The 12,950-nt window shown below is 65.8% G+C and carries 9 protein-coding genes; all 9 read right to left on the bottom strand.

The window, feature by feature from the left end:
* Nucleotides 1-111: 111 nt before the first annotated feature.
* A complete protein-coding gene (locus tag KO481_RS35430) occupies nt 112-2,625 on the bottom strand; it encodes a hypothetical protein (protein WP_215922866.1) in 2,514 nt (837 codons plus the stop codon).
* On the bottom strand, nt 2,622-5,141 hold the full coding sequence (locus tag KO481_RS35425; RefSeq protein ID WP_215922865.1) for an ATP-binding protein: 2,520 nt from the start codon (nt 5,139-5,141) through the stop codon (nt 2,622-2,624). The genes KO481_RS35430 and KO481_RS35425 overlap by 4 nt, the downstream gene beginning before the upstream one ends.
* Nucleotides 5,141-5,644, bottom strand: a complete 504-nt coding sequence (locus KO481_RS35420) for a hypothetical protein (protein ID WP_215922864.1) — start codon at nt 5,642-5,644, stop codon at nt 5,141-5,143. Before KO481_RS35420 ends, KO481_RS35425 begins: the two co-directional genes overlap by 1 nt.
* Nucleotides 5,644-5,907 carry a hypothetical protein gene (locus KO481_RS35415; RefSeq protein WP_215922863.1) on the bottom strand — a complete coding sequence of 88 codons (264 nt, stop codon included), beginning with the start codon at nt 5,905-5,907 and terminating at the stop codon, nt 5,644-5,646. The genes KO481_RS35420 and KO481_RS35415 overlap by 1 nt, the downstream gene beginning before the upstream one ends.
* A 16-nt stretch (nt 5,908-5,923) precedes the next feature.
* A complete protein-coding gene (locus KO481_RS35410; protein ID WP_245401982.1) occupies nt 5,924-6,868 on the bottom strand; it encodes a conjugal transfer protein in 945 nt (314 codons plus the stop codon).
* A 74-nt stretch (nt 6,869-6,942) separates the two neighbouring features.
* Nucleotides 6,943-8,148, bottom strand: a complete 1,206-nt coding sequence (locus KO481_RS35405) for a GAF domain-containing protein (protein ID WP_245401981.1) — start codon at nt 8,146-8,148, stop codon at nt 6,943-6,945.
* 92 nt (nt 8,149-8,240) lie between these two features.
* Nucleotides 8,241-9,143: an ROK family protein gene (locus KO481_RS35400; protein ID WP_215922861.1), complete on the bottom strand. Its 903-nt coding sequence runs from the start codon at nt 9,141-9,143 to the stop codon at nt 8,241-8,243.
* Between the two features lie 45 nt (nt 9,144-9,188).
* Nucleotides 9,189-9,692, bottom strand: coding sequence for a hypothetical protein (locus KO481_RS35395; protein WP_215922860.1), 504 nt, complete (start codon nt 9,690-9,692; stop codon nt 9,189-9,191).
* Between the two features lie 212 nt (nt 9,693-9,904).
* The gene (locus KO481_RS35390) at nt 9,905-12,706 is read right to left on the bottom strand and encodes an AAA family ATPase (protein ID WP_215922859.1); all 2,802 of its coding nucleotides are present in this window, start codon (nt 12,704-12,706) and stop codon (nt 9,905-9,907) included.
* Between the last annotated feature and the right edge of the window lie 244 nt (nt 12,707-12,950).

Below are 12,950 nucleotides of genomic sequence, written 5' to 3'. Positions count from 1 at the left end.
AAAATTCTTTGCGGCATTACTATTCATCCTGTACATCACACGACCCGCATCGTTCTCCGTATCGTCTGTGGTCATAGCGCTAGGCAGATTTCGAGTGCGACAAACTCACCATCAAGCTCTCCTCTGAAGATGACGCGTCACCCCGCTCATTCTGCCCCAGTTCGTAGGTGCTCCCATCTTTCTCTGGTCTGGCGGATGCAATGTATTCTTCTCGGTCAAGGAGACCCCTGACGCAAAGCTGTCGGTCCGCTGAGCATACGACAACTCCGTACGCAGTTCTCGCATCCTGTCATAATTTTCAGGGTCCCCTATCACCCTCTGCATAGCATCGGAAACTCGTTCGGAGTGCGCGCTGCCGATCCACGTTTTCAGCCGCTGTGCACCAATCGAGTCGATTCCGGCCAGGTTGCCGGTACCCATTGCCAGCTCATCCCCCTCTGCCAATTTGTTCAGCTCCTTCCACAAAGCCATATCGGGATTCCTCATATAGAGGTCGGCAAAGTCGCGCTCCGGACCACTCGCTGCCCCACCGTCAAGCGTAATACCATTGCGGAGCGCGCCGCGATACATGAACACTGCCGACTCCAGCGCAGCGTAGTCCGCTGCCACCTCGAATGGGCTCTGATTCGGATCGCCATCAACGAATCGAACCGCCGACGACTGCGCCCGCTGCATGGCCGCGACCGCGTTAGCGAGCAGTTGATCGGATAGTATGTAATTCGCAGCGTTCTGTTCGACTTTACCAAACGACCGCTGAAGATGATAGATAATCCTGTCATCTTTGAATCCAGCAGCCATCAAGGCACCGGCAAAATCGGATAATCCACCTCCCATCGTCTTCATTTCATTGAACGCAGCACCACCACCGAGGAACGTATTGATCCCACCGTACGCCCTGGCACCCCGCTTTGCTGCGGCCCCAAGTTGCACCGCCTGCATCATCCCCTGTAGCCCGACACCCTTGGGGTCTTTGAACCGATCATCCAGGAGCATTCTCTTATTCAACTGGGTCATCTTCTTGTTCACCCGAGAAAGGGGGCTGATCGGATTCGGCGTTCCGAGCGCTGCCCATGCCACCAACGGATTACCATTCAGAGCACTAATATTCCCGAGTGCGCCCATCGCGGTCATCGAACCCGCGCCCCCCGTGCCGAACCCCGCTCCCCCGCCACCGCCGCCTCCGCCTCCGCCTCCGGCGCCCTGGATCGCCAGCCCCAGCCGATTGGTCGTCCACTGACGGGCCCGCTGCATGCTCGCCCCCACATGCCGCAGCTGGACTATCGCGACGATCTCCACAATCGCCCCGATGACGAATACGGACATCACCTGCCCGCCCGCCACCGAGAACAGGTCACCCATGAACAGCACATAGATCCCGGTGAAGATGACATACATCGCCATCTCCCCGGCGGCGATGAATCCGTCTACGACACTCCGAACCAGAAATATCTGCGGCGGCCCATAGATGAACCCGCTCCCGGCAAATCCGATGATCGACTGAAATCCGGCCCAGATAACGCCCAGCGCCGACTTGATCACCTTGATTGCCAGATACGCGCCGAACAGCAGCAGAATTGCCCCGGCGAACAACAGCAGAATCCCCGCGCCGATCTGGCCGACACTGGGATTATTGGCGGCGTTGTACGCGGAACCGTCCCCGCACGATTGCATGGCGCTCTTGACCGTGCCCTCGTTCCCGGTGGCCACGGCGGACGTCCAGGCCTGTGCGCATCCCGGCTCGGTATCGATCTCGTGCCCGAAATTCCACACCTGCAGGGGATGTCGCGCGAAATTGTCCGCCAGGTCGGTCTGCATCGTCGCCACCAGTCTGGCCGGGTCGGTGGTGTCGGTGCCGTTCAAACCCGCGGCCACCGAAATTCCCAGATCCCGCCCCTGGGCCAGCAGGCCGTTCGAGGACATCGCATCCGACATCGGATGCGCCAGGTACAGCGGCCCGATCACCCCGACCAGCAGCATGGTCGCTATCTGCGCCGTGGCCTTGGCATGGAATCCGCGGACCACGAAGTACGCCACGATGAATGCGCCGATGGTCGCACAGGTGACCAGGACGATCGTGGTCGCCAGCTGGCTCGAAAATTTCTCGGAGACATCCACGAGCGCCGTGCCGAACAGGTTGAGCCACTTGAAACTCAACGCGTAGCCGATCAGCCAGATCGCCGTGATCACGATGACCATCCAGCCCGCGTATTCCAGCCCCAGCATGAAGGCCATCGCCGTGTTCTTCGGGTGGAATATGCTGTCGCCGGCCGAGGCGAAGACGTAACTCGTCAGGGGAACGCCGGAAGTGTCGGTGACCCCCGTCCAGCTCAGGGCGCTGTTCACGCTCGATACCGAGCTCGGCGTGGTCGCCGTGGTCTGTGCCGTCGCCACCGCGCCCAAGCCCATCGGCAACACGAGCAGCAGCATCACCGCCGCGAACAGCCCGGCCAGCCACTTGCGCCGCCGGGTCGCGGTGACCCAGCCCCGGCACCGCCGCAATAACGCCCGCGGTTGCCAGCGCCCGGAATCGAACAGCTCCTGCTCCCACCGCAGGAAGTCCGCATCGGACGCCGGTCGTGGCGGCTTCAGATAGCTCAGAATCCACTGGACAACACCGGTTTTCACGGCAATGCCCGTCGTTCGGTCAATCCGCGGAGCTGTTCCGGCGAGGTCGGTGTACTACCGATCGCCGCCGCACGATCCTGGCGCGCAGGACCCAACACCTTGCCGCGCCCGATCCGGTTGAGCGCATCCCGCATGAACATCTCCCCGCGCCGTTCCTCTGGTACCTGCCGCCCCTGCCCGACCGGCGGCGAGGTCTCCTCCCGTAAAACTTGCAGCAGGAAAGGCGCCTCCTCCAGATCCACACCCAGCCACTCCAGGCTGTTCCGGGCCAGAGTCTCGTCACGCTGACGGAACACGAATCGGTTCGGAATCAGATTGTGCGCCGCTCCCTGAAAGTCGGTGGCCGGGTCATGTGACGCCAAACCTATTGCGGCCAAATGCTTTCGGCCGTCGCGACTGAAATCGGAGGTGACCGACGCACCCACTTGCGTCTGGGTGAAGTGATGAGCCTCGTCGCCGATCAGCAGTCCGAATCGCCCGTTGTCGGTCAGGAAGGCCTCGCGCGCGGTCACACCCACCAGTTCGTACAGGGCGGTACCCAGGCGCTTGGTCAGCGGCAACCGGTTGTACAGGTGCGGGGTGGTGAGCTCCTCGGCCGTGGGCAGCGACAGGCCGTGGCTGCGAATGACGGTCGCAGCCGCGTCCAGTCGCAATACGGGCAGATCGGGATCGAACAGCACCGGCACCCGGTCCACGATGGTGCCCAGCCGCGCGGCCAGGTCGGAATACTCGTCCCCGATCCCCTCCGCGCGCAGCCGCAGCACCACCTGGAGCAGATCGTGCATCGACCGGATGTTGTACTGGACAATGCTTTTCGGCGTCAGCAGATTCCCGAATGCCGCGCCCGCACCGCTCGTCGGCGACAGATCCAACAGCGGCAGCACCGAATCCATCGCCCGCTCCCCGGCAATGCGGGGATTGAACAGTCGCAGCGGATCCAGCGACACGGTCGGATTACTCAGATCGATGACGACCGCATCGTCGATCGAATCCGCGAAGTACGCCCACTCCCCCACCTGACTGCGGTCGATGGCGAGAAACTGCCCGCCCATATCGTGCACCAGCACCGCGATCAGCTTCAGCAGATACGACTTCCCGGACCCGAGCTCGCCGGTCACCGCGAACGAGGCCGACAAATCGTGCAGCGCGGCCTCCATGATGCTGAAATGGATCGGCTCGAAATTGCCCGACATCAGGTTGACCCCGATCACGGGACCGCTGTCGTCACCGACCTGACTCGAGGTGAACGGCACAAAACCGGCCCACATGTCCGAGGGCACGATGTGCGCAAAATCGTCGTAGGCGCGCCGCGGCGAGCTGCCCGGAATCAGCATCGACCACAGATCCACCTGCGCGCCCACCGGTGCGGTCATATCGACCTGAAACCGCTTGTAGCGCCGCTTCAGCGTATTGACCGCATCCAGGGTCTCCTCGCGGGTGTGCCCGCCGACCGCGATGACGGTGGTGAAACTGACCTCCGATTCGCCACCGTTGGCCTCGAAATGGTTCTGATATTCCCCCAGCATCCGGGCCTTGGACATCAGCGTGTTCTGGGCGAAGGAGATCTCCTGGTCGCGCTGGTCCATCTGCTCGCCCAGGCGGCGCAGATTCAGCTCGTTGTCCTTGAGCACCTGCTCGGCCGGTTTGGTGGATATCCGGATGCCCCAGTCGACGGTCACGTCGGTCAGGCCCTCGAGCACGGCGAGGAATTCGCTGCCGCCGGGAAAACTCATGCCCGAGTACGGGAATGAGCGCGGGGTGAGCATCGTCTGATAGGAGGGCCAGTCGAATTCGGACTGAGCCACCTTGACCACCGGAACGAACGAGGGCCGGATGCGGCGGCCGTTATCGGTCTGCGCGCCCTCGTCCAGAGCCGCGGAACGGAATACCGCCGCTGTGACGTCGTCCAGCACTCCCGCCCGGGTCGGCGCGTCGGGATCACCGATGGCTCCCCGCGACAGATAGTGCTCCCACAGCCATTGGAACAACGCCGCCGGGACGGGAACCGGTTCGAAATCGTCGCCGATGCGCGAGAGGATCTCGGCGGCCTTGTCGTCGTACTGCTGCAGATCCGCGGCGGACAACGCGGTCGCGTCGATCGTGGTGGTGCTGCCGCGCCACATCCGCGAGAGCGCCGATGTCGCCTGATTGCCGGCCCCGACCGGAATGGACAGCAGGTACAGCCGCGTGTGGGGGGAGATCGCGCGAATCCGCTCGTAGGAGGCGACGACCTCGAGCGCATAGTCCTCGCAGTCGTCCAGATCCACGCCCTCGACCATCTTACCGAGCACGTCGAGGGTGTTGAGCCTGGCCTGAATTCCCAGCAGCAGAGAGCCGTTCGGAAGATTGGTGACAAGCGAGTGATGCGCGGCCTTGACGTCGTACTTATCGCTGGACTTGCGCAATCCGTAGCCGAGCGGGTTGACGAAGTAGGTCGCGGTGACCAGCCCACTGTGCGTGAATTGCAAATTCCCGCGAATGGCGGCGGTGGGCTGCAGATCGCGCTCGAATGCCATCAGTATCCCCCTTGTGGAAGCGCGGTGCCGCCCTGAATCGCCGTTTCGACCCACGTCTCGGGCAGCACGATCAGCGGCGTTCTGGCCGGACCGCGTTGCGCGGGACGGACATCAGGGAAGATCACCACGACACTCTCCTCAACGAACACCGCATCCCGCGCCGAATCCCCGGTGATCGGCATTCCCGACGCCGAAATCGGTTTGCGCACCAGGATCAACCGAGCAATCCACAGGATCCGCGAGGTCATCCGGACCCCGGTATAGGGCACCAGCCCGATCGCGAACACCACACCGATGGTCAGCACCAGCCCGCCGATGAATGTGATCGCCGGGTTGACCGGCAGCGACATGGCCAGCACGGAGGTGATCAGGATCATGACGATCGCCGCGACCACCTGCGGCAATGTGTAAGGGCCAAAGGGCAGCTTCTGCCCGTTCTGAGCCTTGCCGATCATGGTCGGCACCCGTTTGATCGGCGTGAAGACCTTGATCGCCTGGGGCATCAGTAACCGCCGATGGGATGGTCGGGCAGCACGGTCGCCCCGTCGATCCGGGCGTAATTGATCAGTGTCGGCAGAATATAGAAGAGCACCGCCGCGAGCAGCGCCGATCCGACGATGGTGAGGATCTTGCCGGGCGCGAGCTTGTTCTTGGTGCCTTCGCTGATCAGCAGGCCCATGCCGACGATTGCGATGATGATCAATCCGCCCCACCGCAACGCGTAGAGCACACGCTCGAGGAGATTGGCTATTTCGGTACTGAGCATGGGGCTGCCTTTCCGGTCAGTTCTGTGTCGCCGGCGGGATCTGTGCCGTCGGTGCCGAGGATGTGGTGGTGGCGGCGCTCGTCGGAGCCGTTCCCGGGCCGGAGCCGGGCTGCTGCGCGCCGATAACAGCCACGGGCGTACGCAATTGCGGCAGTGGATCGATCGACTGCACCTGCCACTGCCCAGCTGTGAGCACCATGCTCAGCGAATACGCGAGCGTCGGTGCCGCTCCGGCAGCCGATTTGGGATTCACCAGAATCTCCACCCGCGCGGCAGATCCACCCGTCCCGCAACCACGGTCATCGGATTGCACCGAGACCGAATCCAGGGACGAAAATGGTGCGGGCTGCAGCGCCGCGATCCCGGAATTCAGGCTGACATATCGGGTGATATCCCCGGAGCCGGTCAGGAATGCGGTGAGAAATTCGGAGGAGACCTTGGCCAGCGGCGTGTCGGCAGTGCAGGATCCGGTATATCCGAGGGCCAGGTCCGAGCCCTTCGCGGGCGGCTGGACCACCGCGGGCGGCGACAGCGCCCGCAGCGAACCCTCTGATTCGGCCACCGCGACGCGGTAGTACTGCCGATCGCCTGACGCCGTCGGGGTGGCGGCGCCGACGGTCGCGGCACCCACGCGCACCGACACCGTCACGGCCCAGATATCCATGCTCCCAACGGATTTGTCTCGTGCGATATGCACGACCGAGGGGTCGGTCACCCGCAGCCCGGCGGACGGGAGGGTGAGCTGCTGGCCGGTGCTGACGTACCGATCCAACTGCCCCTGCTGCCCCGACGACGCGCCCACGTAGGCCACCACGAAATCCCGGGCGAACGACCCGGCCAGTTGGGCGTGCCCGATGAGCAGCGTGGTGGAATCGTCCGACGGCCCCTTCGGCGGCGTGGAGAAAAAGCCGGCGACGGCATTCACCCCACCCAGCACGGCAAGGACCGCGAGCACGGCCATCACCGCATTATCCCGACGTCGTCGTACAACCATTCGGCGAAGTAATTCATCGCCGGAATCAGTCGTCCGAGTCGTCAGAGTCCGCACTCTATAAATGGTAAGGAGAATGACGTGTCGTCCATTACTCCACTGTTCCCATTATTGGGGAGATCGGCTAACCGACCGGCGGCGCGACTCAGCCGGTACCGCAGTTGATCGTCGTATCCGACCGGCGCCGACGGCCCACTCCGGTGCGTTTCCAGCATCGGCTGGCCGTCGGCCACGCGCACCAGTTGCGCAATGGCCAGCTGCCGCGCGGAATATCCGGGATAGGGATACAGCAGCACCGAGGTCGGGGTGTACCCGCCGCTGTAGTTGAGGACGCGAAGCGTCATGCCGGCGGTGCCGCCGGTGCGCAGCTGATCGCCGAGCCCGGCAAGAGCACCGCGGTCGTCCGGGTGGAACACGTCGACCGCGCGGAACAGGTAATCCCAGCGGATCCAGGGTGCGGGATCGGTCAGCCAGTGCGAGATGCTGGTGTATTCGAGCTGCAGGACGGCCAAATGGTTGCCGGCCCGGCGATGCGCCTCGCGCAGGCCGACATTCTCCAGCGTCGGCCAGCGCACGGCGGGCCTGCCCGCGGAGACGTCCTCGATCAACCACCAGGCGCCCCGGGTGGACCGGTCGTCGCGCGCGCGGATGGTGACCCGCCAACGTCCGGTAGGCCCCGACCTGGCGGGAACGGTGACATCGAACTGCATTTTGTCGCCCGGCTTCGGCTCGTAGAGCAGATCGAGCACCTCGGCGTGCAGATCGAAAGCACTCATGCGGTGAAAGATCTCCGCAATCGACATCCCCGGAACGAAGTCCTGCGGCGACATGCCTGGCAGGGCCGCGGCACCACTGGGCAGCCGCACGGTCTGCGCGTCCAGATCCCACACCGCGCCCACCGCGACAGGCGGCTCGGGCGTGGACCCCGTATCAGGCCCCAACCACAGCTGAATCGCATGCACATCACCGGCCGGGCCGAACACCGGTCGCAGCCGAAGTAGATACGGCCCCGAATTGGTGCGAATCCGGCGATCGAGGGCGTGCGCCCGATCGCGCACGACCCCGATCGCCTCCGCGATCTGGTGGGTGGACATGCCGTCGTATACCGCGGGCATCTTCCCGAGCAGCCGCTGCACCACCCGCTCCCAGGCGGCGAATTCGCGCGGCGCCTCCCCGACCGAGGCGACCGAGAGGGCATTCGGTGCCAGGGTTTCGAGGGTCACCCAGGGGGTCACTGCGCCGCTACGCATCGCACTCTCAGCCGTCCGGTCGGATCCGACGACCCGACGAGATTCACATGACCCATTCAATGTACCGTCAAATAGCGGTACATTCAATTCGGTCATTGGCTGCCGGCCGAAGACCCGGCCATGGCCAACACACCGGCACCCGCGAGCACACCGAGCTCCCCCAACGGCGAGGGCACCACCCGCAGCCCGGGAAGATAGCTCAGGCGGGCATGTTCGGCGACAGCTTCACCCAGCGGCTTCCACAGTGCCGGACCGCATTCGGCCACGGCGCCGCCCAGCACAACCAGATCGATGTCCAACAGCGCGGCCACCGACGCGATGGCTCGCCCCAGCGCGACACCCGCACGACCAGCCGCCGCGGCCGCGGCCTCCTCGCCGAGGTCCGCGGCCGCGATCAGCTCGGTCAACGTGGTTCCACCCCAACCGTGCGCCCGCGCCCAGCCGAGCATGGCGGACCCGCTCGCGACCGCCTCGAGGCAGCCGTGGCCCCCACACGCGCAGCGTTCATCGAAGCCCGGGACGAGCAGATGGCCTATATGCCCGGCGTTTCCGGTGCGCCCCACGGCCACGAACCCGCCCATCATGACGCCGCCGGCGATATGCCCCGACACCGAGAGCGACACCGCATCCATCACACCACGTGTCGCACCGAAGGCCCGCTCCGCCTGCGCCACACAGACACCGTCCACCGCCAGGTTCACCTCGGCGCCCGGAAATGCCTTGCGCGCCGCATCGACGATGCCGAATCCCGCACGCCACTGCGCAATTCCGGACGGCGCGACCACTCCCGCAGCCATATCGACCGGCCCCACGGATCCGATGCCCACGGATGCGACATTGGCGCCCTGGGCAACCTCGTACAACAGGTCCCGGCAAGTCTCCCAAGAGGTTCGGTCCGTTACGGGAACACGCCGGATGTCCTCGTCGTCGACGTCTTCGGCCACCTGGGCCGCCACGAGCTCCGCCGGACCGATCGCCAACGCCAGCACTGTCATCGAATATCCACCATCACAACGATTCTCAACATCAACCGACGCGACTCAGACCGCGGCCGCGGTCGGCCGCACGCGCCGCCCCAGCACCAGCCGCCGCCGCGGCACCGCCGGCGCGGACTCCGAGGTCTGCGGGCGCTCACCGTTGCGGATGATGCGCAACGGGCGCTTGTGATCGAGAGCGGCGACGCGGTGCCGATCGAGGTTCTCCACGACCCGGCCGGCGCCGTCATAGGCCACTCCGGCCCAGATCATCGCGCGCGGACCCAGGCCACGCTCGATCAGGCCTTTCGCCATGTCCTCGCACTGCGCGAACAGGGGGCAGCGCTGGCAGGTCATGACCGCCGTGCGCCACGAGTCGGGGGTGCCCACATCGAGGTCCCAGTCGTTGGGCACCTCGGCGCACGGCGGACGCCGGTGCGCCGGCGCAGAGGTGGGTGTGGCCGAATGATGGGCCGGTACATGCGATCCCGCGATCGATGCGGGTGTGGTGAGGATGTTCATAGCCGTCTCCGGGAATGCCGAGGCCACGCCGAACAGGTGCGTGCCCATTGGTCGGACGTCATCAGGGCTGCTCAACAGTCCCCGGAATGCAGCGAATTCGCTGTACTCGAACGCTAGCTCAGGATCCCGTAAGGATCAAGGGCTTGTGCCGCCATGTAACGGCACGTTGATCTAAGAGTCGACATATGAGTCATGAAGTATCGTCCCGTTACCTAACGTTCCATCAACATTGACGCGATGTCAGGCTCGCCGCCCGGCCGTCACGATCGCTGCGCATAGGCCACCGCCACGTGCACACGCGAATGCAGGCCCAGTTTCGACAGGATGCTCGATACGTGGGTCTGCACCGTCCGCCGCGACAGGAACATCTGCTCGGCGATCTCGGCATTGCTGCATCCCTCCGCCACCTGAACCGCCACCCGCTGTTCGGTGACGGTCAGCGCCTCCCAGCCGCTCTTGGGCCGCCGACGCGGCCCGCGGCGACCGGGCCGCAGCCCACTGGCGCGCATCCGCGCCTGCGCCCGAGCGACCGACCATTGGGCGCCCACGGCCGCGAAGCGCTCGAGGGCCGCACTCCCGGCCGCCTTCGCCTCGTCCTTGCGGTCGGCGCCGATCAGCATGACCGCGAGGCATTCCTGCGCCTCGGCGGCATACGCCGGGCGGCCCGCCGCGGTGAAGGCCTCGACCGACTGCTCCACCAGATCGGCGCAGCCCTCCGCCAGCCCCCGGCACAGCCAGGCAACAGCCTGCCTGCCGGTCGTGGGCTGGATGGCGACCATCTTCTCCGCCCGGGCGGCAATCGTCGCGGCGGCCTGCGCATCGCCCGTCTGCATGGCCAACCGCGCCACGCTGGGATACAGGTCGGACAGCGTCACGGACGTGGGGTCGGCGGCGGCCGTGTCGAGAGCGTGCACCAGCACGCGCAGCGCCTCGTGCAGATCTCCGCGGGACTCGTGTTCGAAGGCGATCGCCCAGGCTCGATACTGCTGGTATCCACGGACTCCCGTCTTCTCGCGAATCTCGTCCGTGACGACATCGGCCGGGGCCGCACCGCGCATGATGGCAATGACGGCGATCAGGCCACGCGCGGACACGTCCAGACCGCGAGAATCCGGGATCTTCAGACATTCCTGAGCGGTATCCAGCGCGGCGTCCCAGCGTCCCGCGAGGAAGTGCACGCGGGCCTGCGTCAGCAGACTGATCGCCTGGTACACGCCGTAGCTTCGCCCGGCACGCAGCACGACATTCTCGAACGCCGCGTCGGCCTCGGCCAGCCGATCCGCGTCGACCAGGCTGAAGGCCCGCAGGAGCTGCGCGTCGACGTGCATATCCCACTGCTCCGGGACCGCAAAGCCGCTGTTGGCCGCCTCGATGAGCTGCTCGCTCTCCCGTAGCGCCAGATCGACCTGTCCTTCGGCGTAGTACAGCATGCCCAGCACCAGCCTGCCGCTGCGCACGGTCAGGTAATCCTGTGCTGCCGCACCGAGTTCCATGACGCGCTCGGCCTCTCGCCGGGCATCGTCGTACCGCCCCAGATAGAACAGCGCGGCGGCGGCCAGGCAGCTATACCGGCGCCCGACCTCGGGCGGCAACTCGTTGCGCGCCAGGGCCTCTCGGATATCTTCGAGCACCTGGTCCCACCGGCCACGCACACAGCTGAGCTGGATCGCCAGCGTCTGCAGCTCGTCATCGACCGCGCGGCCGCCTGCCTCCGCCCGGGCCGTTGCGAGCATGAGCGCGGCCGCATCCGACCGCCCGCTTCGCATCAGTGCTCGAATCAGATGCGGCCGCAGCCGATCTCGATCCGCCATCGCGACGCTGGGCGCGGTGACGGACCGGCCGATCAGGTCCGCCGCCAGGGCGGGCTCGAGAGCGATCAGGGCCGGGGCCGAGGACGCGAGCCAGTCGATCATCCACTGACTCGGCGGCCCGAGATCGGCGTACACATACCGCGCGATCCGGACCACCGACGCGCTGCGCGCGATGAGCTGGGTCGCCGTATGGCGCAGCAGTGCGGTCCGGACCGAGGCCGACACGGTTCTGCCGAGCACCCGGCGCACGATGCCGTACCGGAAGGTCAGCTCACCGTCCTGGTATGTCAGCAGCCGGGCCTGCTGCGCGGCGCGCACCGCGGTCAGCACCTCGGCGGGCGAGGTGCCCAGGACCAGGGCCAGGTCGGCGGTTTCGACCTGCGGAATCAGCGCCGCCGCGACCGCGAGCACGTGCGCGGCCGATTCCGGCAGCCCGTCCAGCCGCTGGGTCACCGTCTCGATCAGGCGCGCCGGCAATTCGGTCGCACCGGCGGCACTGAGCCGCGCCGATGCCGCCCGATCGTCGGCGCGGTCGACGGTGAGCGCGCCGGACGCCAGCAATCCGGTCACCAACTCGATGACGTACAGCGGATTACCACCGGCCTCGGCCGCCACCGCCGCCAGCTCTACCGGGGGCGGCGCTCCGATCGAGCGCTCGATCAGCAACTCCACCTCGGCATCCGTCAAGCGGTCCAGGACGAATCGCTGCGCGCCCCGGGCCTCGAATTCCTCCAGCAGCCGCGGCAACCCCTCGCGGACCGGGTACGGCCGCAAGGTGACCATGACCATGATCGGCAGCGCATCGACGAGCTCCCCGAGGCGCCGCAGCACCGACAGACTTGCGGCATCGGCCCACTGAATATCGTCCAGGAGCACCACCATCGGGCCCTCGGCGCACCACCGGCTCAGCATCTCGACGACGGCGTGGACGGCCGCCGGTTCGGCCTCGGGCGGCTCGGCGCTCTCCGGCGGCGGCTTCCCGAGGCAGGAAGTCATGGCGGCGAAGGGAATCCGTTCCTCGAGCTCCGCGGCCGCCCCCCGGAGCACCCGCATCCCACGCACCGTCGCCATGGTGGCGGCCTGTTCGATCAGCATCGTCTTGCCGATCCCCGGCTCGCCCTCGACGATGATGAATCCCCCTCGGCCCGAGAGGGTTCTGTCGATCTGGGCGGCGATCCGTAGGACCTCCGGCGTGCGCCCCACCAGACTCGGGTTGTCCGTTTGCGCCGACGTCGGGGATATCGAGCTCATCCGCGGCCACCTGTTCACCACTTACTTACACAGCCGACCCTGGCTGTCTATTGGATGGAAACCCTAATGGTGGGAACAGCCGCGTACCGCACGGAGTCGTGAATATGTCCGAAATGACACAACATGTGTCCGCTTCAACACATGCCGCGTCCGGAAATCACAAGTGCCCCGACCGAAAAGCCCAAGCACGCGCCGGTCGGGGTTCGCGCCCGGCACCTAGAGTGGGACAACAACATTGATTCCT

The sequence above is a fragment of the Nocardia albiluteola genome, assembly GCF_018860155.1.
Taxonomy (GTDB): Bacteria; Actinomycetota; Actinomycetes; order Mycobacteriales; family Mycobacteriaceae; genus Nocardia; species Nocardia albiluteola.
This window is presented reverse-complemented; position numbering and strand designations above follow the sequence as displayed.